The 25,790-nt window shown below is 66.2% G+C and carries 23 protein-coding genes; 12 read left to right on the top strand and 11 right to left on the bottom strand.

Annotated elements, in window-relative coordinates:
• Nucleotides 1-19 precede the first annotated feature (19 nt).
• Both CA260_RS00370 and CA260_RS00375 read left to right on the top strand, forming a co-directional pair.
• Nucleotides 20-430, top strand: a complete 411-nt coding sequence (locus CA260_RS00370; RefSeq protein WP_111980514.1) for a VOC family protein — start codon at nucleotides 20-22, stop codon at nucleotides 428-430.
• Nucleotides 431-458: 28 nt separating this feature from the next.
• Complete coding sequence (locus CA260_RS00375; RefSeq protein WP_111980515.1) at nucleotides 459-2,876, top strand: ATP-binding cassette domain-containing protein; 2,418 nt, start codon at nucleotides 459-461, stop codon at nucleotides 2,874-2,876.
• A gap of 15 nt (nucleotides 2,877-2,891) precedes the next feature.
• On the opposite strand, the gene CA260_RS00380 is transcribed toward CA260_RS00375, so the two are convergent.
• Nucleotides 2,892-3,233, bottom strand: coding sequence for a zinc ribbon domain-containing protein YjdM (locus tag CA260_RS00380; RefSeq protein WP_111982925.1), 342 nt, complete (start codon nucleotides 3,231-3,233; stop codon nucleotides 2,892-2,894).
• Between the two features lie 112 nt (nucleotides 3,234-3,345).
• Between CA260_RS00380 and CA260_RS00385 the strand changes: the two genes are divergently transcribed.
• Nucleotides 3,346-3,825, top strand: coding sequence for a hypothetical protein (locus CA260_RS00385; protein WP_111980516.1), 480 nt, complete (start codon nucleotides 3,346-3,348; stop codon nucleotides 3,823-3,825).
• Between the two features lie 245 nt (nucleotides 3,826-4,070).
• On the opposite strand, the gene CA260_RS00390 is transcribed toward CA260_RS00385, so the two are convergent.
• Together CA260_RS00390 and CA260_RS00395 are read right to left on the bottom strand one after the other, a co-directional pair.
• Nucleotides 4,071-5,087 (bottom strand): zinc-dependent alcohol dehydrogenase family protein, encoded by a 1,017-nt coding sequence (locus tag CA260_RS00390; protein WP_111980517.1) that lies wholly within the window; start codon nucleotides 5,085-5,087, stop codon nucleotides 4,071-4,073.
• 71 nt (nucleotides 5,088-5,158) lie between these two features.
• Nucleotides 5,159-5,578 (bottom strand): (R)-mandelonitrile lyase, encoded by a 420-nt coding sequence (locus CA260_RS00395; protein ID WP_338065706.1) that lies wholly within the window; start codon nucleotides 5,576-5,578, stop codon nucleotides 5,159-5,161.
• Between the two features lie 120 nt (nucleotides 5,579-5,698).
• Between CA260_RS00395 and CA260_RS00400 the strand changes: the two genes are divergently transcribed.
• The 5 genes from CA260_RS00400 to CA260_RS00420 all read left to right on the top strand — a co-directional run bounded on the left by CA260_RS00400 (nucleotide 5,699) and on the right by CA260_RS00420 (nucleotide 10,180).
• On the top strand, nucleotides 5,699-6,610 hold the full coding sequence (locus tag CA260_RS00400) for a LysR family transcriptional regulator (RefSeq protein WP_111980518.1): 912 nt from the start codon (nucleotides 5,699-5,701) through the stop codon (nucleotides 6,608-6,610).
• Nucleotides 6,611-6,729: 119 nt separating this feature from the next.
• A complete protein-coding gene (locus tag CA260_RS00405) occupies nucleotides 6,730-6,957 on the top strand; it encodes a tautomerase family protein (RefSeq protein ID WP_111980519.1) in 228 nt (75 codons plus the stop codon).
• Nucleotides 6,958-7,312: 355 nt separating this feature from the next.
• A complete protein-coding gene (locus CA260_RS00410; protein ID WP_111980520.1) occupies nucleotides 7,313-8,326 on the top strand; it encodes a two-component system sensor histidine kinase NtrB in 1,014 nt (337 codons plus the stop codon).
• The gene (gene ntrC / locus CA260_RS00415; protein ID WP_425479665.1) at nucleotides 8,313-9,713 is read left to right on the top strand and encodes a nitrogen regulation protein NR(I); all 1,401 of its coding nucleotides are present in this window, start codon (nucleotides 8,313-8,315) and stop codon (nucleotides 9,711-9,713) included. Before CA260_RS00410 ends, ntrC begins: the two co-directional genes overlap by 14 nt.
• Nucleotides 9,714-9,724: 11 nt before the next feature.
• Nucleotides 9,725-10,180: a GNAT family N-acetyltransferase gene (locus CA260_RS00420; protein ID WP_111980522.1), complete on the top strand. Its 456-nt coding sequence runs from the start codon at nucleotides 9,725-9,727 to the stop codon at nucleotides 10,178-10,180.
• A gap of 697 nt (nucleotides 10,181-10,877) precedes the next feature.
• Here CA260_RS00420 and CA260_RS00425 read toward each other — a convergent pair.
• Together CA260_RS00425 and CA260_RS00430 are read right to left on the bottom strand one after the other, a co-directional pair.
• The gene (locus tag CA260_RS00425; protein WP_238149575.1) at nucleotides 10,878-13,352 is read right to left on the bottom strand and encodes a sensor domain-containing protein; all 2,475 of its coding nucleotides are present in this window, start codon (nucleotides 13,350-13,352) and stop codon (nucleotides 10,878-10,880) included.
• A gap of 126 nt (nucleotides 13,353-13,478) precedes the next feature.
• Nucleotides 13,479-14,606 (bottom strand): hypothetical protein, encoded by a 1,128-nt coding sequence (locus CA260_RS00430; protein WP_111982928.1) that lies wholly within the window; start codon nucleotides 14,604-14,606, stop codon nucleotides 13,479-13,481.
• A 118-nt stretch (nucleotides 14,607-14,724) separates the two neighbouring features.
• On the opposite strand from CA260_RS00430, the gene CA260_RS00435 reads away from it, so the two are divergent.
• Together CA260_RS00435 and CA260_RS00440 are read left to right on the top strand one after the other, a co-directional pair.
• Nucleotides 14,725-16,008 (top strand): acetyl-CoA C-acetyltransferase, encoded by a 1,284-nt coding sequence (locus tag CA260_RS00435; protein WP_111980523.1) that lies wholly within the window; start codon nucleotides 14,725-14,727, stop codon nucleotides 16,006-16,008.
• 34 nt (nucleotides 16,009-16,042) lie between these two features.
• A complete protein-coding gene (locus CA260_RS00440) occupies nucleotides 16,043-16,546 on the top strand; it encodes an energy transducer TonB (protein WP_172461680.1) in 504 nt (167 codons plus the stop codon).
• A gap of 667 nt (nucleotides 16,547-17,213) precedes the next feature.
• On the opposite strand, the gene CA260_RS00445 is transcribed toward CA260_RS00440, so the two are convergent.
• The 5 genes from CA260_RS00445 to CA260_RS00465 form a co-directional block, all read right to left on the bottom strand.
• Nucleotides 17,214-19,079, bottom strand: a complete 1,866-nt coding sequence (locus CA260_RS00445; protein ID WP_111980525.1) for a phospholipase D-like domain-containing protein — start codon at nucleotides 19,077-19,079, stop codon at nucleotides 17,214-17,216.
• Nucleotides 19,080-19,393: 314 nt separating this feature from the next.
• Nucleotides 19,394-19,957, bottom strand: a complete 564-nt coding sequence (locus CA260_RS00450) for a YceI family protein (RefSeq protein WP_111980526.1) — start codon at nucleotides 19,955-19,957, stop codon at nucleotides 19,394-19,396.
• Nucleotides 19,957-20,430 carry a SixA phosphatase family protein gene (locus CA260_RS00455; RefSeq protein WP_111980527.1) on the bottom strand — a complete coding sequence of 158 codons (474 nt, stop codon included), beginning with the start codon at nucleotides 20,428-20,430 and terminating at the stop codon, nucleotides 19,957-19,959. Before CA260_RS00455 ends, CA260_RS00450 begins: the two co-directional genes overlap by 1 nt.
• A gap of 44 nt (nucleotides 20,431-20,474) precedes the next feature.
• Complete coding sequence (locus CA260_RS00460) at nucleotides 20,475-21,107, bottom strand: ParA family protein (protein WP_111980528.1); 633 nt, start codon at nucleotides 21,105-21,107, stop codon at nucleotides 20,475-20,477.
• A gap of 71 nt (nucleotides 21,108-21,178) precedes the next feature.
• Nucleotides 21,179-22,213, bottom strand: coding sequence for a hypothetical protein (locus CA260_RS00465; RefSeq protein ID WP_111980529.1), 1,035 nt, complete (start codon nucleotides 22,211-22,213; stop codon nucleotides 21,179-21,181).
• 165 nt (nucleotides 22,214-22,378) lie between these two features.
• Between CA260_RS00465 and CA260_RS00470 the strand changes: the two genes are divergently transcribed.
• Nucleotides 22,379-22,579, top strand: coding sequence for a hypothetical protein (locus tag CA260_RS00470; RefSeq protein WP_038622858.1), 201 nt, complete (start codon nucleotides 22,379-22,381; stop codon nucleotides 22,577-22,579).
• 143 nt (nucleotides 22,580-22,722) lie between these two features.
• Here the strand turns inward: CA260_RS00470 and speE are convergent, their stop codons facing one another.
• A complete protein-coding gene (gene speE / locus CA260_RS00475; RefSeq protein ID WP_111980530.1) occupies nucleotides 22,723-23,577 on the bottom strand; it encodes a polyamine aminopropyltransferase in 855 nt (284 codons plus the stop codon).
• A 276-nt stretch (nucleotides 23,578-23,853) separates the two neighbouring features.
• Here speE and speA point away from each other — a divergent pair, with 276 nt between their 5' ends.
• Nucleotides 23,854-25,743: a biosynthetic arginine decarboxylase gene (gene speA / locus CA260_RS00480; RefSeq protein ID WP_111980531.1), complete on the top strand. Its 1,890-nt coding sequence runs from the start codon at nucleotides 23,854-23,856 to the stop codon at nucleotides 25,741-25,743.
• The last annotated feature ends 47 nt before the right edge of the window (nucleotides 25,744-25,790 follow it).

A 25,790-nucleotide genomic window follows, 5' to 3' on the forward strand; every position in this document is an offset into this window, starting at 1 on the left:
CCCACTGAGAGAGACCGTCATGGACATCACCATCCACTCCAGCTTCCTTCCGCAGAACGACCCCGAAGCCGCCATCGCGTTCTATCGCGACACGCTGGGATTCGAAGTGCGCAACGACGTCGGCTATGGCGGCAAGCGCTGGATCACCGTCGGGCCAACGGGCCAGCCGGGAGTTTCCATCGTGCTGTACCCGCCGGAAGCCAGCCCCGGCATCACTGACGACGAGCGCCGCACCATCGCGGAGATGATGGCCAAGGGCACCTTCGGCATCGTCCTGCTGGCGACGCACGACCTCGCGGGCGCGTTCGAGCGCCTGCAAGCACGTGACGCTGACATCGTGCAGGAGCCCACCGACCAGCCGTACGGCGTGCGCGACTGCGCGGTTCGCGACCCCGCCGGCAACATGATCCGCATCCAGCAGCTGCGCTGATCGGCGCCAACGCCAGGGAACGACACGCATGGCCACGAAGAAGGGCACGCGCACGGACGCGGGCCAGCACAAGCACCCTTCACCGCGCGGCGGTGCCGACAGCCATGAGGTGATCCGCGTGCACGGCGCGCGGGTCAACAACCTCAAGGACGTCGGCGTCGAGATCCCCAAGCGCAGGCTCACCGTGTTCACCGGCGTGTCCGGTTCGGGCAAGAGCTCGCTGGTGTTCGACACCATCGCCGCGGAATCGCAACGGCTCATCAACGAAACCTACAGCAGCTTCGTGCAGGGCTTCATGCCGACGCTGGCGCGGCCCGAGGTCGATGTACTGCAGGGCCTGACGGCGGCGATCATCGTCGACCAGCAGCGCATGGGTGGCGACGTGCGCTCCACCGTCGGCACCGCCACCGACGCCAACGCGATGCTGCGCATCCTGTTCAGCCGGGTGGGCAAGCCGCATATCGGCTCGCCCAACGCGTTCGCGTTCAACGTGCCGTCGGTGCAGGCGGTCGGCGCGATCACGGTCGAGCGCGGCAACCGGAAGACGGTGAAGCAGACCTTCTCGCGCACCGGCGGCATGTGTCCCCGTTGCGAGGGCAGGGGCGCGATCACCGACATCGACCTCACGCAGGTCTACGACGCGAACAAGTCGCTCAACGAAGGCGCGCTGACGATACCCGGCTACAGCATGGACGGCTGGTTCGGGCGCATCTTCACCGGCTGCGGCTTCTTCGATCCGGACAAGCCGATCCGCAAGTACACCAAGAAGGAACTGCATGACCTGCTCTACAAGGAGCCGACGAAGATCAAGGTCGACGGCATCAACCTCACCTACGAGGGCGTGATCTCGCGCATCCAGAAATCGATGCTGGCCAAGGACGTCGATGCGCTGCAGCCGCACGTGCGTGCGTTCGTGGAGCGCGCGATGACGTTCACCACCTGTCCCGAGTGCGGCGGCACGCGGCTCAGCGAGGCGGCGCGTTCGTCGAAGATCAAGGGCGTCAACATCGCCGATGCCTGCGCGATGCAGATCACCGATCTCGCCGATTGGGTGCGCGGGCTGAACATGCCGGCGGTGGCGCCGCTGCTGGCCACGCTGCTGCAGACACTCGATTCGTTCGTGGAAATCGGCCTCGGCTATCTCTCGCTCGATCGCGCCTCAGGCAGCTTGTCGGGTGGCGAGGCGCAGCGCGTGAAGATGCTCCGCCACCTGGGCTCCTCGCTCACCGATGTCACCTACGTGTTCGACGAGCCCACCACGGGCCTGCATCCGCACGACATCCAGCGCATGAACGGCCTGTTGCTGCGCCTGCGCGACAAGGGCAATACGGTGCTGGTGGTGGAGCACAAGCCGGAGACCATCGTGATTGCCGACCACGTGGTGGATCTCGGGCCGGGCGCCGGTGCGGCGGGTGGCACCATCTGCTTCGAAGGCACGGTCGAACAGCTGCGCGGCAGCGGTACCGTCACCGGTCGCCACTTCGATGATCGCGCCTCACTGAAGACATCGCTGCGCAAGCCATCGGGAACGCTGGAGGTGCGCGGCGCCAGCACGCACAACCTGCAGGATGTCGACGTGGATATTCCGCTCGGCGTGCTGGTGGTGGTGACCGGCGTGGCGGGCTCGGGCAAGAGTTCGCTGATCCACGGCTCGGTGTCCGGGCGCGAGGGCGTGGTGTCGGTGGACCAGACCCCGATCCGCGGTTCGCGGCGCAGCAATCCGGCCACCTACACCGACCTGCTCGAACCGATCCGCAAGGCCTTCGCCAAGGCCAACAACGTGAAGCCCGCACTGTTCAGCGCGAACTCCGAAGGCGCCTGTCCGGCCTGCAACGGTGCAGGCGTGATCTATACCGACCTGGCGATGATGGCAGGCGTCGCCACGCCGTGCGAGGAATGCGGCGGCAAGCGCTTCCAGCCCGAGGTGCTGAAGTACACCTTCGGCGGCAAGGACATCAGCGAGGTGCTCGCGATGTCGGTGGACGAGGCGCAGGCCTTCTTCGGCAGCGGCAAGGCACACACGCCGGCGGCGGTGGCCATTCTCGAACGGCTCGCCGACGTGGGGCTGGGTTACCTCAGCCTGGGCCAGCCGCTCACCACGCTGTCGGGCGGCGAGCGCCAGCGACTCAAGCTGGCCACCCACATGGCGGAAAAGGGCGGCATCTACGTGCTCGACGAACCGACCGCCGGCCTGCATCTGGCGGATGTCGCGCAACTGCTCGGCCTGCTGGACCGGCTGGTCGATGCGGGCAAGTCGGTGATCGTGATCGAGCACCACCAGGCGGTGATGGCGCACGCCGACTGGATCATCGACCTCGGCCCAGGTGCCGGCCACGACGGCGGGCGTATCGTCTTCGAGGGCACGCCCGCCAAGCTGGTGGCCGCGCGTTCCACGCTCACCGGCCAACATCTCGCGGCCTACGTGGGCGCCCGATCAAAGAAGTGATCGGGCAGCGGGCGGTCAGGCCTTCCTGAGGAAGCAGACCTTCAGCACAAGACCCTTGATCTTGTCGGAGTTGCCTTCGATGTGTTCCGCATCGCCGTCCACCAGGCGGATGTTGCGGATCACGGTGCCCTGCTTGAGCGGGATGGAGGAGCCCTTCACCTTGAGGTCCTTGATCACCACCACCGAGTCGCCGCTCTCGAGCACGTTGCCGTTGACGTCGCGCACGACGAGTTCGGCCTCGTCCGATGGCGCGGCCACCTGCGGCCATTCATGGCTGCAATCCGGGCAGATGTAGTGGTCGCCGTCAGGATAGGTGTTTTCCATGCCGCAGAGCGGGCAGGCGGGAATCTGGGACATCGGCATGGGGGCTCACCGTTTGCAAAGGCCCGCCATTGTACGCGCTCGCCCCGGATGTCCTGCCGCCGCGCCGATACCTCACGCTTTCTCACCTGGCTCACGGCTTGCCGTGATGGAGCTGGCGCTGCGCCTTGATGAGCATAGGCCGGCGCGACGTCCGGCAAAGGACGTCGGCGCCGACATCAGGCGGAGCAAGAGGAACACCGTGTACCACGAAGTGACCGGTACCCTGACGCGGGCATTGAGCGTCGTCGAGGCGTTCCGGGCGTTTGCCAATGAGGCGATGGCGACCGGCAAGCTGGCCAAACCCATGGCTTCGACCCTGCACCAGTCGGCCGACGAGGCGGCCCGACGAATGCGCGGCGCGCTGGAGCATCCCACACTGGCGTCGATCCCGGCCGACCTGAGCAAAAGCCTGAAGGACAGCATCGTCGACCTCGAAACCCTGGGCGAACTGGCCCTGCTCGCCGTGAGCCACGAGCTCACGCCCAGGAACGCCCTGCACCTCGCGCACGGCCTGAGTTACACCGCCAACAAGACCGCCGAAACGCTGCTGCGGGCCAGTCGCCTGTTCAACAGCACCGTGGGCTAGTGACGCGTGTCCATAACCTCGCGTAGCTGCCTGTTTCTGGCCCGTCGTTTGTTGGTTCAACCGATTGGCGGCACAAACATTGATTCTGCAGCTACGTAGGACAGGTCTTTCGCCACGCCCGCCAGTACAGCACCGGGGGCGAGTGATGCCGTACGCCCGGACGTCGAGTGGCGAGCGCATGCAATGGACAGCGGATGTAGCGGACGTCTTGGGCTCGACGCGGCGCGCTGAGCCCTCTGCAGGCCTTACACTCGAAGCAGTGTCTTGATCGCCCGTCGTTCGTCCATGGCGCGATAGCCTTCGGCGACGTCGGCCAACGGGATTGCCAGATCGAACACCTTGCCCGGATTGATCTTGCGCGTGAGCACGAGGTCCATCAGGTGTGGCAGGAAACGGCGCACCGGGGCGGGACCGCCGAGCATGCCGACCTGCGCGAAGAACAGCGACTGCCCATCGAATTCCACGCCGTGGGGGACGCCGACGTAGCCGACCATGGCGCCTGGGCGCGCGCTCTGCAATGCCTGCCGCATCGACTCCTGGGTACCCACGCATTCGAGGACCGAGTCCGCACCCACGCCGCCGGTAAGCGCCTTGATCTGAGCGACGCCGGCTTCGCCGCGTTCCGTCACGATGTCCGTCGCGCCGTATTCCAAAGCGAGCTCCTGTCGGTGCTTGTGGCGGCTCATGGCTATGATTCGCCCAGCCCCCATCTGCTTGGCCGACAACACGCCCATCAGGCCCACGGCGCCATCGCCGACGACCACCACCGTCGAGCCGGGCTGTACGCGCGCGGCATCCGCGGCATACCAACCGGTACCGAGTACGTCAGATACGGCAAGCAGGCTGGGAATGAGATCTTCCGGCGGTACCTCGGGCGTCGCGACGAGCGTGCCGTCGGCCAGCGGTACGCGCGCATAGGGCGCCTGCGCGCCGCTCATGAACTCGCGCTGCACGCAAGACGACTGGAAGCCATGCTGGCAATGCGGGCAGGTGTTGTCGGAAAGGCAGAACGAGCCGACCACGAACTGTCCCGGCTTGACCGTCGTCACGTCGCTGCCGACGTCGACGACGATGCCGCAATACTCATGCCCCATATGCGCCGGGCCATTCATGGGCTGCAAACCGCGATAGGGCCACAAGTCCGATCCGCAGATGCACGAGGCGGACAGTTTGATGATGGCGTCGGTGGGCAACAGGATCCTGGGTTCCTCGACGTGCTCGAAGCGAACATCGCCGGGGCCGTGCAGAACGGTGGCAAGCATGGTGGGTCTCCAAAGTCGTTCAGGAGCGTCGTTCGCTCACGGAGGTCATGGAACGGATGCGTACGGCGTGGTCAGTCGTCGTGCGCCACGGGCGCGCCGTACACGTCGTCCGGCACGGGCTCCAGCCAATCCACCGGCGACTCGTTCATCCACTCCTGGATGGCGATATGGCTCATGGCGGTGGACCCGGTCGCGCCGTGCCAGTGTTTCTGGCCGCAGTTGCAGAACACCACGTCCCCCGCGCGGATCTCCTTCTTCGGCCCACCCCAGCATTGGGTCCAGCCCACGCCGGAGAGCACTACCAGATGTTGGCCGAGCGGATGCGTGTGCCAGTTGGTTCGTGCACCCGGCTCGAAAGTGACGAGCGCGGCAGACACCCGGCCTGGCTCGGCGGGATCGAACAGCGGGTCGATGCGGGCATTGCCCGTGAACCAGTTGGCGGGCCCCTTCACCGAGGGACGGGATCCGTTTCGAAAAATGCGCATCTGCATGGGTGACTCCGGATGACGTGACCCTGCACAGTCTGAGCCCCGGATTGGCCCGGAACTAGCTGATGAATGCTTACATGGTCTATAAGTTTTACTACTTAATGGACGTGCCACACTTCGGTCATGGCCAAACGCAACCTCAACGATCTGCAGACCTTCGTGGTGGTGGCCCGCGAGGGCAGCTTTACCCGGGCCGCAGCTCAGCTGGGCGTGACCCAATCGGCGCTCAGTCAGTCGATACGCCAGTTGGAGGCGCGACTGGACATCCGCTTGCTGACACGCACCACACGCAGCGTGTCGCCGACAGAGGCGGGTGAACGGCTCCTGCAAAAGGTGGGGCAGCGCTTCGACGAGATCGAGGCCGAACTCGACGCGCTGACCGAACTGCGCGACAAACCTGCCGGCAACGTGCGCATCACCTGTGGTGACCACGTGCTGCGAACCACCATCCTGCCCAAGGTGATGCCGTTGCTGCGTGCCTACCCGGATGTGCGGATCGAGTTTGACCTCAGCTATGGCTTCAGGGACATCGTCGCCGATCGCTTCGATGCAGGCGTGCGACTGGGCGAGAGCATCGACAAGGACATGATCGCCATGCCCATCGGGCCGCCGCTGAGAATGGCAGCCGTGGCATCGCCGTCCTACCTGGCCTCCCGCGCCCCACCGAAAAAGCCACAGGACCTCCTGTCCCACACCTGCATCAACATGCGTCTGCCCACGTACGGCGGTCTCTATGCGTGGGAGTTCGAACGTCGCGGGCGTCCGGTGAACGTGCATGTCGAAGGCCAACTGACCTTCAATACCTCGCCGCTGATCGTGCAAGCAGCGTTGGAGGGCATGGGCGTGGCGTTTCTTCCGGAGGAAGAGTTTGCACCCCATGTGGCTGAGGGCCGTCTCGTCCGCATGCTGGAGGATTGGTGTCCCTTCTTTCCGGGCTACTACCTCTACTACCCCAGCCGTCGGCAGCCGTCGCCTGCGTTCAAATTGGTACTTGAGGCGCTGCGTCTAACAGGGCGTCACGGCACTGCCGCGTAGGTAGCCAGCCGATGCAAGGGGAGATGCAATTCGGCCGTATTAGCGAACGCCTGCAGCAATCCACGTGGCGCGAACGCGCGGCCTGACCCCTACTCATTTGGATCACTACGGAGAACACCATGCCGCATATCATCGTCAAAGCCTGGCCTGGAAAAACCGAAGAACAGAAGCGCGAATTGACGCGGCGAATCACACAAGACGTCATGGATGTTCTCGCCTATAACGAAGATGCAGTGTCCGTGGCATTCGTTGAGGTGGCCCCCGATCAATGGGCAGAACAAGTCTATGGACCGGATATCAAGGCTCAGTGGGATGCCCTTTATAAGAAGCCCGGCTACAGCATGTAGCCGCGTCACGTTCGTGCGATGGAATGGCTGGCTTAGGTAGCACAGCGTTGTCCGCGAAGACCGCATTTGAGGCCAACAACCAAAGGCGGACATGCCTCTCAAAGCCGCAGATTCCCTGGCCTCACCGGCCGGTTGACTGCTCTTTTTGCTCAAGCCACTACGGGAATGATTGGTAACTCGCTGATTTGCCGTCCTTTTGCGCAAAAAATCGAACGGCAAGGTTTGTTCAAGGGCTAAACGCCAAAGTCTGTACAGCCCTTACAAACAATGCGAATAGGAACACCCGACTGCTTCGCTCGAAGCTTGCGCGAAAGATGGCATTGCACCATGTCGAAGCATTGTCCATGATGGTGCAATGAACGACAGGGCCGATCGTCGCTGGGCGGAGCCGCTGGCCACCGGGGTGGCCTTGGCGGATGCGCAGCTGCGCCTGTGCTGGATCAATCCCTCGCTGGCCGAACTGCTCGACATCGGACCGCGCAGCGCAGTGGGCCAGTCGCTGGCGGTGCTGTTGCACCAGCCCGAATGGATGGCGCTGGCGAAGCGCGCGCTCGGCGAGCCTTCGCCGCTGCAGTTGCGCGGCGTCGACGTGCCCTCGACCCGCGGCGATGCCGGGCGCATGGACGTGTCGATGCAGGCCCTGCCCAGCGGCGAGCTGCTGCTGGAAGTGCATGCGCTCGCCGCGCCGGCGAATGCCGATACGCCGTTGTCGGCGACGTTGCGCGGTTTCGCCCACGAGGTGAAGAACCCGCTCGCCGGCCTGCGCGGCGCGGCGCAGCTGCTGCAGCGACGCATCGATGACGAGGCACTGCGCTCGCTGGCGGGGCTGGTAATTGCCGAAGCCGATCGCCTTGCCACGCTGGCGAACCGCCTGCTGCGCAACGACGGCACGGCGGCGCGGCCGGAACCGGTGAACATCCACGAGCAACTGGAGCGGCTGGGCGAACTGCTGCGCGCCGAACCTTCGGGCCCGGTCATTCGCCACGACTACGACCCCAGCCTGCCCGACATCCAGGGCCATGCCGACCGTCTGCTGCAGTTGCTGCTGAATCTCGCGCGCAATGCGCTGGAAGCAGGCGCGCACACGCTGGTGTTGCGCACGCGGGCCGAACCGGCCACGCGATTGGGCGATCGCGTGGCGCGCATGGCGCTGCGCGTGGATGTGATCGACGACGGCCCGGGCGTGCCTGCTTCGCTGCGCGACACTTTGTTCGAGCCGCTGGTGTCCGGACGCAGCGAAGGCAGCGGCCTGGGCCTGGCACTGGCCCGCGAAATCGCCCGCGAGCACGGCGGCGAACTGCGTTACACGAGCCGTCCCGGGGAGACGGCGTTTTCCCTCTACCTGCCGATGGGGCATGCCCATGACTGAGCCACGTCCCGACATCTGGATCGCCGACGACGACGGTGGCGTGCGCTTCGTGCTCGCCGAGGCCCTGCGCGATGCGGGCCTGCTGGTGCGCGAGTTCGGCAGCGGCGAGGAAGTGCGCGCGGCCTTGCGCGAAGCGCGCCCCGCGCTGCTGCTTACCGACGTGCGCATGCCGGGCGAGGGCGGACTCGCCCTCGTCGCCGCATGGAAGACGCAAGGCATCGGGCCGGTGATCGTGATGAGCGCCTACACCGACGTGGCCACCACGGCCGCCGCGTATCGCGCCGGCGCGGTGGACTACCTGGCCAAACCCTTCGACCTCGACCAGGCCGTGGCCGCGGTACAGCGCGCGCTGAGCGACGTGCCGATCACGCAGTCGCCGGCGCCGGAGGCTGCTGCGGTGACGCACGCCCTGCTCGGCGAAAGCCCGGCGATGCGCGAAGTGTTCCGGCTGATCGGCCGCGTAGCCGCCAGCGAACTGAACGTGCTCATCACCGGCGAAACCGGCACGGGCAAGGAGCTGGTCGCACGGGCGCTGCATGATGAAAGCGCGCGGCGCGACAAGCCTTTCGTCGCGCTCAACACCGCCGCCATTCCCAGCGAGCTGCTGGAGAGCGAATTGTTCGGCCATGAGGCGGGCGCATTCACCGGCGCCACGCGTCGCCATGCCGGCCGCTTCGAGCAGGCCGAAGGCGGCACGCTGTTCCTCGACGAAATCGGCGACATGCCGCTCGCGCTGCAGACGCGCCTGCTGCGCGTACTCGCCGGCGGCGAGTTCTATCGCGTGGGCGGGCGGGAGCTGATCCGCGGCAACGTGCGCATCATCGCCGCCACGCACCAGGACCTGGACGCGCGCGTGGCGACCGGCCAGTTTCGCGCCGACCTCAAGCATCGACTGGACGTCGTGCGCATCGAGTTGCCATCGTTGCGCGAACGCCGCACGGACATCCCGCTGCTCGCGCAGCACTTCCTCGCCGCGGCGGCGCACGAGCTGAAGCTGCCGCCGAAGCGTTTCTCGCGCGCCGCGCTCAAGGCGATCGCCCAGCGCGATTTTCCCGGCAATGTGCGCGAGCTGGAAAACCTGTGCCGGCGCCTTGCGGTGATTGCACCGGGCGTGGAGATCCTGCCCGCCGATCTCGGCACTACCACGACGGCGGCAACCGCCAACGGCTGGACCGATGCACTGCGCGAGTGGGCGGTGCAGGCGCTCGCCGATGGTGAAGTGGACATCCATACGCGCGCTCGCGAAGCGCTGGACCACACCTTGCTGCAGGTGGCGCTGGAAACCCATGAAGGCCATCGCCAGCATGCGGCCGCCGCGCTCGGCGTGGGCCGCAACACCCTTACCCGCAAGCTGGGCGCGTCGCGCACGCGGCGTCCCACCAAATGAGCTGACCCGACATGACCATCACCACCCGCCTCGCCGTCCGTTCCGACGTTTCATCCATCGCCCGGTGGAACGTCGCCATGGCGTGGGAAACCGAGCACAAGGCGCTGGATCCGGCCGTGCTCGAACGCGGCGTCACCGCCGTGTTCGACGAACCCCGCCGCGGCTTCTACCTGATGGCCGAACGCGCCGGCGAACCCGTCGGCTGCCTGCTCGTCACCTACGAATGGAGCGACTGGCGCGCCGGCGACTTCTGGTGGATCCAGAGCGTCTACGTGGTGGAATCGGCGCGCCGCGAAGGCGTGTTCCGCCGGTTGTACGAAGCGGTGCAGCAGCGAGCGAAGGAAGCCGGCGCGGTGGGTATCCGGCTGTACGTGGAAACGGAGAACGAGCGGGCGCAACGTACTTATGCGGGGTTGGGCATGGAGCGTTGCCATTACTTCATGTACGAAACCGAATTCGCGCGCTGACACTCCTTTTCGCTTTTGTAGGAGCGCACCCTGTGCGCGATCGCGGACTGGCATGGTTGCCTCAGTGGTCGCGATGGCGCGAGACGAGGTACATCGCTGCGCTGCGGTCGCGCACTGGGTGCGCCCCTACAGAGGTAGTAGGTAGTGCCCTTGCGAGCACCCGCCCCTCACCCCGACCCTCTCTCCCACAGGGACTACCTTCGGGTCGCCCGGAGGGGAGAGGGAGAAAAGGCGGAGGCACCCTACATACTCCCTCACCGTCGAACGAAGCTGCTTTAAGTCCTCTTCGCTATGGCGCGTTGCGGTGTAGCCGCTCCGTCCGAGGTAGTAACGAGCGCATCAAGGCTGGCCTCGGTCATCCGACGCTTCTATCCCACGTACTGCTATGAGCCTTGGCTCTGAAGGCCATTTTCTTTGGGTTACTTTTCTTTTGGGCCAGCAAAAGAAAAGTGACTCGAGCGTCGGCAGACGATCGAAACGCCCGCTGCGTCCCACAGGGACTAGCTTTGCGTCGTAAGCGGCAACCTAGCGGCAGCATGGCAACCGAAGGCAACGCCCCTAGAGTCAAAACCATTTCCTCAAGTGAGAGATCACGCGAAAACCGCACCCTCTCCCCAGCCCTCTCTCCCGCAGAGGGAGGGAGCCAACGCTCGCACTACCTGGGAAATCGATGAGCTGTCGCGCACTGGGTGCGCTCCTACAAGGGGGCTTCCGCGACGAGTTGGCGTTCGAATTCGTCGGCAGGCATGGCAGGGCCGAACAGGAAGCCCTGCAGCAGCGAACAACCCGCCTCGCGCAGATGCTCCGCCTGCGCAGGCGTCTCCACACCCTCGGCCACCACCACCATATCCAGCCCGTGCGCCATGGCGATGATGGCGTCGGTGATGGCGGCATTGTCCGCGTCCGAAGCGATATCGCGCACGAAGGTGCGGTCGATCTTCAGCGCGTCGATGGGGAAATACTTGAGGTACGAAAGACTGCAATAGCCGGTGCCGAAGTCGTCCAGCGCCAGGCTCACGCCCAGGTCCTTGATGCGCTGCATGAGGGCGCGGCTCTGGTCGCCGGCCGACATCACCATGCGCTCGGTCAGCTCCAGCTCGATCAGCGACGGCGGCAGTTCCGCTTCGGCCAGCGCGGTCTGCAGCGCGGCGTGGAAGCCGGGGTGCTGGAACTGCGGCGCCGAGACATTCACCGCCACCACGATGGACCGGCCGGCGCGGTACCACTCGCCGGTCTGGCGACAGGCTTCGCGCAGCACCCATTCGCCGATGGGCACGATCAGGCCCGACTCCTCGGCCACGGGAATGAACTCGTCCGGGATATAGATCTCGCGTCCGTCGACCAGCCAGCGCAACAAGGCCTCGGCGCCCACGATGGCGCCGGTCCGCGCATCGACCTTCGGCTGGTAATGCAGCTTGAGATCGCCACGCCGCAGCGCCTTGCGCAACTCCTGCTCGATGCGCAGCCGGGCGGCGGGGCGTTCGCTCATCGACGGCATGAAGAAGCGATAGCCGTTGCGGCCATGCACCTTCACCTCGTAGGCGGCGATGTCCGCGTTGCGCAGCATCGTCTCGGCGTCCGACGCGTCGTCCGGATACACGCTGATGCCCACGCTGAAGCCGATGGTGAACTCGCCCATGCGGCTGGCGGGCGAAGCCTGCCAGGTGCGCATCAGCTTTTCGCAGAGCTGGCTGGCGCCGCTGCGTCCGTCGACGTGCGAGAGCAGCACCACGAACTCGTCACCACCGACCCGGCTGACCGTGTCCTCGTTGCGCAGGTGTTCGCGCAGGTGCGTGGCGAATGCGCGCAGCAGTTCGTCGCCAGCGGCGTGGCCCAGCGTGTCGTTGATCTGCTTGAAGTGGTCCAGGTCGATGTGCAGCAGCGCCGCCTGGTCGTGGCGCCGCACCGTGGCGGCCAGCACCTGCTCGAGGCGCGACTGCAGCAGGCTGCGGTTGGGCAGGCCGGTCAGCGTGTCGTGCTGCGCGAGATGCGCCATCTTCAGCGCGAGCGCGCGCGTTTCGCTGACGTCGTGGAACACCAGCACGCCACCGATCACGCTGCCGGCGTGATCGTGGATGGAGGCGGCCGAATCCTCGATCGGCGTCTCGAAGCCATTGCGGTGGAGCAACACCGCATTGCCCTTCAGCTCGACGATGGCGTCGCGGGCAATCGCGTCCAGCAACGGGTTGTGCAGCGGCTCGCGCGTGCGGCTGTCGATCAGCCGGAACACTTCGCTCATCGGCTTGCCCACCGCCTCGGTGTGGCTCCAGCCGGTCATCGCTTCCGCGATGGGATTGAGCGAGGTGATGCGATGCTCCAGGTCGGTGGTGATCACCGCATCGCCGATCGAGCGCAGCGTCACTTCGGCCAGTTCGCGCTCGCGGAACAGCGCTTCCTCGTAGGCCTTGCGCTGGCTGATGTCCATGATCTGCGCGACGGCCTGGAAGGGCTCGCCTTCCGCACGCCGCACCACGGAGACGCTCAGCAGCACATGGACGGCGCGGCCGTCGCGATGGATGTAGCGCTTCTCCAGCTGATAGGTTTCGCGGTCGCCTTCGCGCAGGGAGCGCGAGAGCTCGCGCGACGTGGCCACGTCGTCGGGGTGGGTCAGGTCGATCAGGGCCATCGACAGCAGTTCCTGCTCGTCGTAGCCCAGCATCTGGCACAGCGCGTGGTTGACCCGCAGCATGTAGCCGCCAGGCGTTACCAGCGCCATGCCGATCGGCGCGTGCTGGAACGCACGGTTCATGCGCTGCTCGCTCTCGCGCAGCCGCGTTTCCAGTTCGTGCCGTTCGGTGATGTCGAGGAACACGGTGAACACGCCGCGCACCTGGCCGTCGTCATCGAAGTCGGGTTGGAAGTTGCCGTGCACGTAGCGCCGGGCCGGGCCGCTGAACAACTCCCCTTCGTACACGGCGGGTTCGCCGGCGAGCGCCCGATCGAGTCCGGAGCCAGCCTGACGCAGGCTCCACGCGTCCATCACCTCGTCGACCGTGCGGCCGACGATGCGCGAAGGATCCACCCCGATCCACGCCTGGTGCGTGGCGTTGGCGAAGCGAAAGCGACGATCGCGGTCGATATAGGTGATGAGCGCAGGAGCGCCACGGAGCACATGGTCAGCCCATTGGGCTTCCCCGCCGGCCGGGACGAACGTGCGATCGATTGGTTGCACTGAAAGTCGTCCGCCGGCGCTCCCCTGCGCCCATCGCCGCATCATGCGCCAAGTGGCGATGGATGTGCAGGTGCTGCGCGATGGCTTTGCGACGAGCAGCGGTCGCCGGGACGACGAGCGGCGAGGTTAGTGCAGCGGTTCGGAAGGTGCGCCGAGCTGGCCTTGCGTATCGAGCACGATGCGTCCCAGCGCATGCAGGTCGGGCGCGATGCCGTACTGGTCGGCCAGTGCCGCCACCAGCGGTCCCAGCGCCTTGGGGTGCAGCGGATAACCATGGGCAAGCACGCGTGCGTGGCCACCGTCGCCACGCTGCGCCACGGTCACCGCGACCACGCCGAGGCCGGCCGCCTCGTGGGCATGGAGCGACGGCGCGCCGTAGCGCGGATCGGCCGTATCGAGCGTCTCCCGCAGATAGCCGGCCGTCGGTGTGGAACCGGCAAGCACCAGGGGCAGGTGGTGCGCATCGAGCAGGGCGGCGTACTGGCGCAGTTCGAACACGATGCCGGCGAGGTCGTGCGCACGCTGCAACGCATCGTCGCCCTGCGCGCGCAGCCATTCGCCGGGCGACTGCACTTCCACCGCGCCTTCGTGATAACGCAGGCCGAGGCCGCGTGCGCTCATGGTGGCCTCGTCGCGGTAAGGCGTGAGCAGCGCGGCTTCGAGCAGGCTCCACAACGGCGCGAGGTTGACGTGCTCGTATTGCACGCAGGTCAGCGCGAGCAGATCGTTGCGGCTGAGGTAGCGCGCGTGCTCCAGCCGCACGCCGAGCGTGCGCATCAGCCAGTCGGACGTGCGCTCGCCGGCCTCGCCGCGGCCCACCAGTTCCACTTCGAGTTTTTCGGAGAGTTCCCCGGCCAGTGCTTCGGGTGCCAGCAGCGAGATCGGCAACAGGCGCATCGGGCCATCCGCGAAGGCGGCTTCGGGTTCCAGCGGTTGGGCCGGCATGTGGCCTTCGTGCGTGCCGAAGGCCACCACGTTCTCCAGATGCCCGCGCGGCACGCGGCGCGCCAGTTCATCCAGCGTGCCCCACACCGGGAAGCCGGGACGCAGCAGTTCCACCGCGTCGAACAGGGCGCCAGCCAGGGCGAGGCGCGCCTCGTCGACTTGCGGCACCAGTTTGTGCAGGTCAGCGGCCACCAGCGCGGCGAGCTCGGCGGCCTCATCGCGCGTGAGCGTGCGGTGCGAGGGTGTGTCTCCAGGCGACAATTCCAGGGCCAGGACCACGGGCAGGGCGACGAGCGGTTGTGCTTCCACGGATGACAAACCCGAACAGCGAAAGAACCGAATTCTAGCATTCGGGCCTTTTGGGCTTCCGTGGCGCGGCAGGGCGGGTTAGCCTTGGGGACTCGGCTTGTCTGGACTCGTCCCCACCATGGAAAACACGCTCAAGCGCGTCGGTGTGATCGGCGGCGTACGCATTCCGTTCTGCCGCAACAACACCGCCTACGCCGATGTCGGCAATTTCGGCATGTCGGTGAAGGTGCTTGGGTCGCTGGTGGAGCGTTACGGCCTGCACGGCCAGGAACTGGGCGAAGTGGCGATGGGTGCGGTGATCAAGCACTCGTCGGAGTGGAACCTGGCCCGCGAAGCGGTGCTGTCCTCGGGCCTGGCGCCCACCACGCCCGCCATCACCACGGCGCGTGCCTGCGGCACTTCGCTGGACAACGCCATCATCGTCGCCAACAAGATCGCCACCGGGCAGATCGAGGCGGGCATTGCCGGCGGCTCGGACACCACCAGCGACGTGCCGATCGTGCTCGGCGAGCGGCTGCGCAAGCGCCTGCTCGCCATCAATCGTGGCAAGACCTGGCAGGACAAGCTGCGCGCCGCCACCCAGGGTTTCTCCTTCCGCGAATTCAAGCCGGCTTTTCCGGGCGTGGCCGAGCCGCGCACCGGCATGTCGATGGGCGACCACTGCGAGAAGATGGCCAAGGAGTGGCACATCAGCCGCCAGGGCCAGGACCAGCTCGCACTGGATAGCCATCACAAGCTGGCCGCCGCCTACGAAGCAGGCTTCTTCGACGACCTGGTCGTGCCGTTCCGCGGTTTGAAACGCGACGGGTTCCTGCGTCCGGACTCCACCATGGAGAAGCTGGCCTCGCTCAAGCCCGCCTTCGACAAGAGTTCCGGCCACGGCACGCTCACCGCGGGCAACTCAACCGGCCTTTCGGACGGCGCGGCGGCGGTGTTGCTGGGCACGGAGGAATGGGCGTCCAAACGCGGGTTGAAGGTGCAGGCATGGTTCCGTGATGCCGAAGTCGCCGCGGTCGACTTCGTGCATGGCGAAGGCCTGCTGATGGCGCCCACGATCGCCGTGCCGCGCATGCTGGCGCGCAACGGCCTCACCCTGCAGGACTTCGATTTCTACGAGATCCACGAAGCCTTCGCCGCGCAGGTGCTGTGCACGCTGCGCGCGTGGGAAAGCGCGGATTACTGCAAGAACCGCCTGGGCCTCGACCAGCCGCTGGGCTCGATCGACCCGGCCAAGCTCAACGTGCATGGCTCCAGCCTTGCGGTCGGCCACCCGTTCGCGGCCACCGGTGCGCGCATCGTCGCCACGCTGGCGAAGCTGCTGGAACAGAAGGGTTCGGGCCGCGGCCTGATCTCCATCTGCACCGCCGGCGGCATGGGCGTCACCGCCATCCTCGAGCGCTGAACGCGGCGGCAGGTCGCCCTCGCCGATGCTCCCTTTGCGCACGACCACCAGCCTGAGCGTGTTGGCCTTGCTGGTGGGCATCGCAGGCACGGCCTGGCTGAGTACGTTCACCGACGAGTGGAAAGGTCCGGCACCGTCGATGGCGTCGCATGCGGACAAGGTGCGTACCGTGCTGCGCCGCCATGCACGACCCGCGCGCATGCAAGTGGCAGTGCCCCTGCGCGAGCCCGCCACGGCTACCGCGGCAGGCGTGCCTCGCGCCGAGGCAGCGCCGGCTCTGCCGTCGTTGACGCCGATCGACATGCCGTCTTTGCCGGGCTCGTGGCTCGGACGCACGGCGTCGGGGCAGGGGCGTGTGGTGTTGCGCTTGTCCGTAGACGGCGAAGGTCGCGCGCAATCTGCCTCGGTGGCGCAATCCAGCGGCGATGCGGCGCTGGATGATCGCGCGGTGCGCATGGCGTTGGGCTGGCGCTTTGCGGTGCCGGCAGATCATCCCGGTGGGCTCACCGGTCAGCTGGTGATGCGCTTCGACGAGTAGACCGCACCATCCGCTAGCTACCGTTGTAGGAGCGCACCCAGTGCACGATCGCCGTTCGCCTCGGTCTTTCCAATCGATCGCTTCCGCGAACGCAGGGCGAACGCGCACAACGCCAAAAGGGGGCGTGGCGAGTCATGCGGGGAATTTCGCTTCTGCTCTGGCGCTTCGGCGAGCGGGCTCGCTTGCGACCGAAGGGAGTCCCTGTGGGGCGGCGGGCTTCCGAGCCGCTGCTGCGGCTCGGGTCACTTTCTCTTGCTTGCCCAAGTCCCACAGGGATTAGCTTCGCGTCAGAAAGTAACCAAAGAGAACGGCACCCCGCGTGGCGCTGTCTGGGCTGCTTCCAGCCAGTCCGTGAGGGGCGGCCGGGCTTTTCGACCGGGCTCCTGCCCGGGCGAAAAGTGCCCGACGTCCTGTCGGGCACCCCTGCGGGGCCTGATCGTCCACCCATCACCGCCACACAGGGGTTATTTGTAGGCTCGTGCCGCTACGCGGCACATCGCTTCGCGAAGCCTGCGGCCCCATTGTAGGAGCGCACCCAGTGCGCGACCGCGAACTGACATGACTGTCTCGGTCTGCGGTGGTCGCGACTGCGCAAGCTGAGGTCACGCAGCAACGCGGCGGCCGCGCACTGGGTGCGCTCCCACAAAAAAAGCGGCGTCGGGAGCGATCAGAGAATCCCCTTCACCCCCGAACCAAACGCCGTAATCAACCGCGTGTAGATCAACTTCGACGAAATCGCCACGTCCGGAAAATCGCCCACCGGCGTGTAGCAACTGAAGAACGCGGGATCGCTGGGACGCATCGGTGTGCAGCCGGCCTTGAGGTCGTAGCTGGTGGCGTAGCGGTAGGGCCACAGGTCGAAGATGGGCAGGCTGGCGGAGACGTCGCCGATCGCCATGCTGAGGCCGCCTTGCTGGCGTGGTGCGATGACCCAGGCATTTTCCGGTTGCGTGTCGCGCAGGATGCTGTCGCGCAGTTCGCCGGCGAAGCGCGCGTCGTACACGATCACACCGGCCTCGGTGTTGTAGTGGTCCGAACGCGGATCGAAATTGTGCGAACCCACCATGGCGAAGTCGTCGTCGACCACGATGGATTTGGCGTGCAGGCCGAAGCGTCGGCCGGGCGTGGTCAACGGTGCGGGGCGGTTGCGTCGTGCCTTGCCATGGCTGCCAAGCAGGCCGCGTTCGGTACCGATGCGTCGGCGTGCCTGCGTGCCATCGTGCGTGGCGATCGAAGGTCCCTCGTCCGCCGCGGCTTCCGCGTTGTCTTCGGCGGGGCCCGCCGCGTGCGGCTTCATCTCGTAGATCTCGAAGCCGTATTCCTTGAGGTAGTGCTTGCGATGCTTGTACGAGATCGCATACACGGCGAACGCATCGGTGGACGCCAGCGAGTTGGTCGAGACGATGATGCGTGGCGGCGATGCGCTCTGCCGCAGGCCGGCAAAGATCGCCTGTGCGCGTTCGCTCAGCACGAGATAGGGCGTCTGCAGCACGATTTCATGCTGGGCGGCGCCGATCATGCGCATCACGTGCGCGGTGAATTCCTGTGCGCTGCGTTTGTCGGGCTGCGTGGTCTTGGCGGGCAGGTCGCTGAAGTAGTCCACGCGGCCGGTGCGCAGCGTCTGGCTCACCAGCGCCGCGTCGAGCCAGTCGGCATCGTCGGCCTCATCCAGCACGCGTGCCACGCGTTGCGGATGCGTGTAGTGCGGTTGCGGCCAGCTTACGGGGCCATCGGCGGCGAGGATGTCGTGGTTGACGTCGCGCAGGTGCGTCAGCGGCGTCGCGCGCTTGTGGTTCCAGAAGGTCTCGAAGCTGCTCGCCATGGCGCGCGCGGCCGGTCCGCCCACCATCACGTCGCGGTCGACATAATCGAAGTCGTCGTCCCAGTCGAAATAGCGATCCTGGTAGTTGCGGCCGCCGGTGATGCCGATCGCGTCGTCCACCAGCAGCAGCTTGTTGTGCATGCGCTGGTTGAAGTGATGGAAGCAGCACACGATGCTCGCGCCGAATTCCACCGCCGACGTCTGTGCCTCGTGGAAGGTCGGGTTGTACAGGCGCACTTCGAGGTTGGCGTGCGCGTCGGCGAGGCGCTTCAACAGCGCGGCGTCGTTGAAGGAGAACAGCTGGTCCGCGAGAATGCGCACCTTCACGCCGCGCCTCGCGGCCTTGAACAGTTCGTCCAGCACCAGCTGGCCGGCGTCGTCCTGATCCCAGATGTAGGTCTGCACGTCGATGCTGCGCTGCGCGGCGCGGATCAGGTTGAGCCGCGCCACCATCGCCGCTTCGCTGTCGTTGAGCAGGGTGACCACGTGCACGGGCTGGGCGTCGGTGGCATCCTCCAGCGCCTCGCGCGCAGCGTCCAGCAGTGGCGAGTCGATGGCGCAATGATCGGCGCGGTCGCAGTCCAGCTCGTGATGCGTGTCGGCGGCGACCACCGCATCCGCGCGATGGATGTGTGACGGCGACACGGCGCATCCCGGCAGGACCAGGATCGCAGCGAGCAGGGAGGCAAGGGCGATCCAGCGCGGGTGCATGCCGGAATGATACGGGTTAGGGATGATCTGATTAACTCTGCGCAGGCGGCATGATGTCCAGAAGGCCCCCAGGGTGGGTTGCGTGGCGTCGTGCAGACTGGCCGTCTGTGCAAGCCGCGCGGCACAGCCTGGGGGCCTTCTGGACATCACCCCATCATTCTGAATTTCAATATGTTGGGGCCGGCTCTGTCCGTTCGCAGGCCTTCGGCCCATCGTCTCAACAGACAGCCAGTCTGCCATCGCCGATGGTCCTATGGCCTGCGAACGGACAGAGCCGGTGACGCCTGCGCAGAGTTAATCAGAGCATCCCTACGTCAACGGCTGATGTAATCGAGGCTGATCGACAGACCCAATTCCACCTTGTCCGACAGCGCGGCGCGGTGTCCGGTCATCCCGAAGTCACTGCGCTGGATGGCGCCGCGCACGGCGATCACGCATTGCTGTGGCTCATGCAGCGGGCACGGGGAAGGCAGCAATTCGAAATGCGCCGGCCGCGTGATGCCGCGCAGGGTGAGCGTACCGTCGAGGTCGCCACCCTTTTCCAGCGAGGCGAGCGTGATCGGCTCGGATACGAAATGAATCGTGGGGTAGCGCTCCACGTCGAAGAATTCCGGCGCCAGCACCCAGCGGCGAATGCGGTCGGACCCCATCTGGATGCTGTCCACGGTGATGCGCGCGTCGACCACCGCGGTGTCGTGCTGGGGGTTCAAGGTCACGTCGCCGTCGATCTGCTGGAAGCGTCCGCTGATCTGGCTCAGCCAGAACAGTCGCACGCCGAAATCGGCGTGGGAGCGCGTGGAATCGATGCGGTAATCAGCGGCCTGGACCGGCAGGATGGCCAGCAGGAACAAGGCCAGCCCGCCGATGAAGCGCCGCATCAGGGAGACCAGAAGGCGTCCAGGCGGGCGTTGCCCGGTTCCAGCGCACCGTTGAGGTGCAGCACCGCCAGGCCCGCCGGCGGCATGCCGCGGAATTCGTCCGAGCGACCTTCGACCAGCAGCGCCACCAGTCGCTCGATGCCGGGGTTGTGTCCTACCAGGACGACCGTGCCGGCATCGGCATGCTGATCCAGCAGCGCCAGCAGCTCGCCCGGCGTCGCTTCGTAGATGTCCTCGGCAAACTGCGGTTCCGGCGCATGCTTCATCGAGGCGAGCGCCAGCGATGCCGTGGCACGCGTGCGCTCGGAGGGAGAACACAGCACGCGGTCGGGTTTCACGCCGTGCGAGGCCAGCCACTTGCCCGCTGCCTTGGCCTCCTGTTCGCCACGCCCGCTCAGGCGCCGGCTCTGGTCGTCGCCTCCGGAAGAGGCCGGCTGTGCTTCGGCATGTCGCAACAGGATGAGTTCGTGCATGGGCAAGGCTCCAAGATCGTGCCGCGATGGCGTAGCCACGCTGGTCAATGCTGGCGTTTGATCCAGCGGAGGAGGTGTTTCCAATCCTCCTGGTGGCTCCGGACGTTTTCCGAAGCGTAGTCAAAGATACCCTTGCCGAGTGCGGCGAGCAGCACATACGCCTGACTGTCTCTCAACTGCGCCACGAGGGGGAACGGCGCCTGTTCCGCCAACCGCGTCATCGCGTCCTGGCTTGCATGGGTCCAGGGCTTCAGGCGGTTGCCCACCAGGCCCACGGGTAGCTTGCCACGCTTGATGCGACTGATCTGTTTCAGGTGATCGAGGAAGTCCAACGTGGCGTCGAGGTCAAAGGTTGACGGCAGCACCGGCACCAGCAGCACGTCGGCTTTTTCCAGGTAGGGCTCGAGATCACGCTCCTGCGACCCGGCGGCGGTGTCGATCAGTACGCGCTGGGTGTCGGGCGGGAGTTTTTCCAGGGATCGGCGGTTGCCTTCCAGGGCCAGTACGCCGGGTACGTTGTCCGGACGCCTCGTGGCCCAGCGAAAGCCGGACTGCTGCCGGTCGGCGTCGACGATGGCCGTGTGCTTGCCATCCTGCGCCCAATGCGAAGCGAGCTGCGTGACCAGCGTGCTCTTTCCACAACCGCCTTTGCTGCTTGCTACCAGAACCGTCAGCATGTTGCTGCCCCTGTGTTCAAGCCTGGCCCAAGCCTACACGATGGTCGGGGCGGCAAGGCAAGCTTGGCGAATCACGCCTGCGGCTTGGACGGCTCCCAGTCGGCGGGCGCTTCGACATTGACGTTGTAGTCGTGAAGCGCAGTGAGCATCAGGCTCATCTCGGTGCCGCCCGAGCGTGCCAGCGACAGCAGATGCTGGGCGAGCGCGGTGTCGCCCTGCGCGCGGGACGACAGCTGGGCGAAGCTCTGTACCTGCCACACCAGGTTGCGGCGCGCGCGGCGGGCGTCGTCCTGTTGGGACGGGTCGTCCGACAGCACCTCGCGCAGATGCAGGCCCAGCGAACGGCCCAGCGGGCTCGAACCCCATTCCAGCAGCTTGGCGAGCTTGAGGCAGTCGGCCTTCATGCCCTCGTTGTCCTTGTTGGCCTCACACAGGCGCGAGGTGGCCTGCAGGCCCGGCTGCGGCTGCGTTTCGGCCAGGCCGAAGACCATCATCACCTGCACGCCCACCGCGCCCGTGGGCGACAGCGGGTTGATCACCGCAGGCGGTGGCGGCAGCAGCGTGACGGTGGTGGCCAGCGCCTTGAGGCTGATGCCGGTGTAGTCGTCGTAGACCTTGGCCGCGGCGGCCTTGCCGAGGTCTTCGCGGGCGGCATCGAGCTTGTCGTTCTTCACGTCCTGGCCCAGCTTCAGCAGCCACACCGCCGCGTTGTCCGGCGCCTGGGCGACCAGCTTGTCCATCGCATCGGGGTTGGGGCAGGCGTCGGCCTTGGTGTCGCAGTCGCTCAATCGCACCCAGTTGATCTCCGGGCCGGCGCCTGGCGCCGTCGAGGCGCGGTCGATCAGCGTATGGAAGCTGTTGAAGTCCGGCAGGTCGGTCAGCGGGCGGGCCAGCAGGGCGCCGCCGAGCAGCGGAACCGGCATGGCCTGGGGCGCGATTACGCTGACCAGGTCCTTCTGGAAGGCCAGCAGGGCCTGGCGGCGTGCGGCAATCTGCTGGTCGTTGGCGGTGGCCGACTTGGGCTTGGCCGGCGTTTTCGCGGCAAGCGCCGGACCGGTCAGCGAGGCCAAAACGAGTCCGAGCACGAGCAGGCGCCGTCCAAGCATGGGTGTCATCCGTCCAAAACGAAGCGGCCAGCATACCGGTCAAGCATTAAGCTCGCCTGATCCACGGGACGGTGCGGCCGGGATAACGGTCCCGGGCTTGCTAGCATGGCCGCTTCGCGACGCCCCGGGATGGTCCGCCCCGTCCCGCGCAACAGGAGACACGCAGTGAACGATATTTCCTTCTTGGCCGACGGTCGGGCGGCCCCCTGGTTCGTGGGCTGGGGCACCCTGGCCCTGATCAATGCCGGATTGGCCCAGGGCAAGAATCGCAGTGGCCTGGTGTGGTTCCTGCTCTCGCTGCTGTTCGGGCCGATCGCCACGCTGGTGCTGGTGCTGCTGCCCAAGACGCGGCAGACCTTGTTCTGATCTTCATGTAGGAGCGCACCCAGTGCGCGAAGAGCCTACGAAGCGACGACGCCGGCATCCCCATCGCTGGGAATCCGGCGTCGGATACAACCATAGCCCGCGGTCGCGCACTGGGTGCGCTCCTACAGTCTGTGCGCTTGGGCTTACTCGCCCAGCGCTTCGCGCATGAATTCAGGCTGGGCCAGCGCGCCCTTGTGCACGTCCGCGTTGTAGTAGCGGGTGGGGAAGTTCTTGCTGATCGCGCCGCGCTCGCGGAAGCCGGCCAGGTCGCCGCCCTTGCGGGCCATGGTGCAGCTCCACCAGCCGGTGGGGTAGCACGGCTGCGGGAACGGCAGCGTCTTCACCGCGCTGAAGCCGGCCGTGCGCATGGCCGAACGCATGGACTTGATCAGCTCCAGGTGCGCGATCGGCGATTCGGACTGCTGCACCAGGATGCCGCCGTGGCGCAGGGCCTTGTGGCAGCTGGCGTAGAACGCGGCGTTGAACAGGCCTTCGGCCGGGCCGACCGGGTCGGTCGAGTCGACGATGATCAGGTCCAGCGATTCGGGCTCGGCTTCGGCCATGTACTTGATGCCGTCGATGAACAGCAGCTCGGCGCGCGGATCGTTGTTGGACTCGCACAGTTCCGGGAAATATTCCTCGGCCAGGCGGGTCACGCGCTCGTCGATCTCCACCTGGGCGGCGTGCTCCACTTCCTCGTGCTTGAGCACTTCGCGCAGCGTGCCGCAGTCGCCGCCGCCGATGATCACCACGCGCTTGGCGCGCGCATGGGTGAACAGCGCCGGGTGGGTCATCATCTCGTGATAGAGGAAGTTGTCGCGGCTGGTCAGCATCACGCAGCCGTCGATCACCATCAGGTTGCCCCAATCGGTGGTCTGGTAGATCTCGATGGTCTGGAACGGCGTTTTCTCGGCGTGCAGCAACTTCTCCACGCGGTAGCCGATGGAGGAGCCGGAGGCCTGGTGGGCTTCGGTGAACCAGCTGGGGTGCTGCGACATGGGAGCGTTCCTGACGATCGATGGGTTCAAAGAGCGGGAATTGTAGCCGAACCGGCGCCATCTTCCCGTTTTCGTTGGGGAACGCCGCCGGTACATTGTCACAAGACGCCGTTACAATAGCCGTCCGGACCACCGCGCCTCGCGGCCCCAGGTCCGCCAGGTCAGCCCGGCCCCGCGGCGTGCGAGGCTTCCGGCCGGCTGACTTTGTTTCGTCAAGGCTCGCCGCTGCGACGACATGTAAAGGGTGTTTCACGCCCGTTATTGAAGGAACCCTCCATGTCGAAGCACTGGAACATCGACGCTGCCCGCCATACCTATGCCGTCCCGCACTGGGGTGACGGCTACGTCGACGTGAACGCGGACGGCCATATCGTGATGCGTCCCAAGGGCGCCACCGGCCCCGCGCTGTCGCTGCCGGCCATCGTGGACCGCGCCCGCGCCGAAGGCCTGCGCCTGCCGCTGCTCGTGCGTTTCCCGGACATCCTGGCCGACCGGTTGAAGCGGCTGCAGGACGCGTTCGCCAAGGCCATCGGCGAGTGGAACTACACGGGCGGCTATACGGCCGTCTATCCGATCAAGGTCAACCAGCAGCGCGGCGTCGCCGGCGAGCTGGTGGCCGCGGGCGAGCATGGCTTCGGCCTCGAAGCCGGCTCCAAGCCGGAACTCATGGCCGTGTTGGCCATGGCGCGCCCCGGCAGCATCGTCATCTGCAACGGCTACAAGGACCGCGAATACATCCGCCTCGCGTTGATCGGCCGCAAGCTCGGCCTGCGCGTGCACATCGTGATCGAGAAGCTGTCCGAGCTCGACCACGTGTTCACCGAAGCGAAGGCGCTCAACGTCGAGCCGCTGCTTGGCGTGCGCGTGCGCCTGGCCTCCATCGGCGCCGGCAAGTGGCAGAACACTGGCGGCGACAAGGGCAAGTTCGGCCTTTCGCCCAGCCAGGTGCTCACCCTGGTGGAACGCCTGGAGCAGGCGGGCCTGAAGCACACGCTGAAGCTGCAGCACTTCCACATGGGCTCGCAGATCTCCAACGTGCGCGACATCGCCAACGGCATGCGCGAGGCCACGCGTTACTTCGTGGAACTGAAGCGCATGGGCGTGCCGCTGGACATCGTCGACGTCGGCGGCGGCCTGGGCGTGGACTACGAAGGCTCGCGTTCGCGTAGCCACAACTCGATCAACTACTCGATCGAGCAGTACGCCTCGACCATCGTGCAGTCGCTCGCCGAAGCGGTGGCGGAAGAAAACCTGCCCGCGCCGCACATCATCACCGAGGCCGGCCGCGCGATGACCGCGCACCATGCGGTGATGGTGGTGAACGTGACGGAAGTGGAGCCCGTTCCCGGTGGCGACATCCCGTCGCCCCACGAGCACGAGCCCGCGGTGCTGCGCCGCCTGCGCGAAACGTGGGCCGAACTCGACCAGCGCCCGGCGCTGGAGCTGTTCCACGAAGCCCAGCATCACGCGGCCGAAGGCCAGGCGCTGTACGCCCTGGGCCAGCTCAACCTGGAAGACCGCGCGCGCCTGGACGACATGTATTACGCGATCGCCAATGCCGTGCGCACGCGCCTGTTGCCGGCCGAGCGCTCGCATCGCCAGGCGCTGGACGAGCTGGACGAGAAGCTGGTGGACAAGTACTTCGTCAACTTCTCGGTGTTCGAGTCGGTGCCGGACATCTGGGCCATCGACCAGATCTTCCCGATCGCACCGATCGCGCGCCTGGACGAAGAGCCGACGCGCCGTGGCGTGATCGTCGACCTCACCTGCGATTCGGATGGCCGCATCGACGACTACGTCGACGCCGAGGGCGTGGATGTGAGCCTGCCGCTGCACGCGCTGAAGGATGACGAGAGCTATCGCCTCGGCATCTTCATGGTCGGCGCGTACCAGGAGACGCTGGGCGACATCCACAACCTGTTCGGCGATACCGACGCGGTGAATGTGCGCGTCGATGGCGATTCGTATGTTTTCGCGCACAAGCGTCGCGGCGACACCACCGACCTGATGCTCGACTACGTCGGCTACGACCTGGAAGCCCTGCGCCGCAGCTACCGCGATCGCATTGCGGCGGCGGGCGTGGAAGGCGAGGCGGCGGAGCAGTTGTTCGTCACGTTGAACGAAGGGCTGACGGGCTATACGTATCTGTCCGAAGGCGTGCGCTGAATCACTCGTCATTCCGGCGCAGGCCGGAATGACGACATAGGAAAGGC

Source organism: Dyella jiangningensis (assembly GCF_003264855.1).
Lineage (GTDB): Bacteria > Pseudomonadota > Gammaproteobacteria > Xanthomonadales > Rhodanobacteraceae > Dyella > Dyella jiangningensis_C.

Bases quoted from the DNA above. Each gene is read 5' to 3' on its own strand.
- CA260_RS00420 (WP_111980522.1), top strand. From the start codon at position 9,725: ATGACCATCACCACCCGCCTCGCCGTCCGTTCCGACGTTTCATCCATC.
- CA260_RS00455 (WP_111980527.1), bottom strand. From the start codon at position 20,430: ATGCACGAACTCATCCTGTTGCGACATGCCGAAGCACAGCCGGCCTCT.
- CA260_RS00410 (WP_111980520.1), top strand. From the start codon at position 7,313: ATGAACGACAGGGCCGATCGTCGCTGGGCGGAGCCGCTGGCCACCGGG.
- ntrC (WP_425479665.1), top strand. From the start codon at position 8,313: ATGCCCATGACTGAGCCACGTCCCGACATCTGGATCGCCGACGACGAC.
- CA260_RS00370 (WP_111980514.1), top strand. From the start codon at position 20: ATGGACATCACCATCCACTCCAGCTTCCTTCCGCAGAACGACCCCGAA.
- CA260_RS00385 (WP_111980516.1), top strand. From the start codon at position 3,346: ATGGAGCTGGCGCTGCGCCTTGATGAGCATAGGCCGGCGCGACGTCCG.
- CA260_RS00400 (WP_111980518.1), top strand. From the start codon at position 5,699: ATGGCCAAACGCAACCTCAACGATCTGCAGACCTTCGTGGTGGTGGCC.
- CA260_RS00465 (WP_111980529.1), bottom strand. From the start codon at position 22,213: ATGCTTGGACGGCGCCTGCTCGTGCTCGGACTCGTTTTGGCCTCGCTG.
- CA260_RS00405 (WP_111980519.1), top strand. From the start codon at position 6,730: ATGCCGCATATCATCGTCAAAGCCTGGCCTGGAAAAACCGAAGAACAG.
- CA260_RS00450 (WP_111980526.1), bottom strand. From the start codon at position 19,957: ATGCGGCGCTTCATCGGCGGGCTGGCCTTGTTCCTGCTGGCCATCCTG.
- CA260_RS00460 (WP_111980528.1), bottom strand. From the start codon at position 21,107: ATGCTGACGGTTCTGGTAGCAAGCAGCAAAGGCGGTTGTGGAAAGAGC.
- CA260_RS00435 (WP_111980523.1), top strand. From the start codon at position 14,725: ATGGAAAACACGCTCAAGCGCGTCGGTGTGATCGGCGGCGTACGCATT.
- speE (WP_111980530.1), bottom strand. From the start codon at position 23,577: ATGTCGCAGCACCCCAGCTGGTTCACCGAAGCCCACCAGGCCTCCGGC.
- CA260_RS00445 (WP_111980525.1), bottom strand. From the start codon at position 19,079: ATGCACCCGCGCTGGATCGCCCTTGCCTCCCTGCTCGCTGCGATCCTG.
- CA260_RS00380 (WP_111982925.1), bottom strand. From the start codon at position 3,233: ATGTCCCAGATTCCCGCCTGCCCGCTCTGCGGCATGGAAAACACCTAT.
- CA260_RS00395 (WP_338065706.1), bottom strand. From the start codon at position 5,578: ATGCAGATGCGCATTTTTCGAAACGGATCCCGTCCCTCGGTGAAGGGG.
- CA260_RS00375 (WP_111980515.1), top strand. From the start codon at position 459: ATGGCCACGAAGAAGGGCACGCGCACGGACGCGGGCCAGCACAAGCAC.
- speA (WP_111980531.1), top strand. From the start codon at position 23,854: ATGTCGAAGCACTGGAACATCGACGCTGCCCGCCATACCTATGCCGTC.
- CA260_RS00390 (WP_111980517.1), bottom strand. From the start codon at position 5,087: ATGCTTGCCACCGTTCTGCACGGCCCCGGCGATGTTCGCTTCGAGCAC.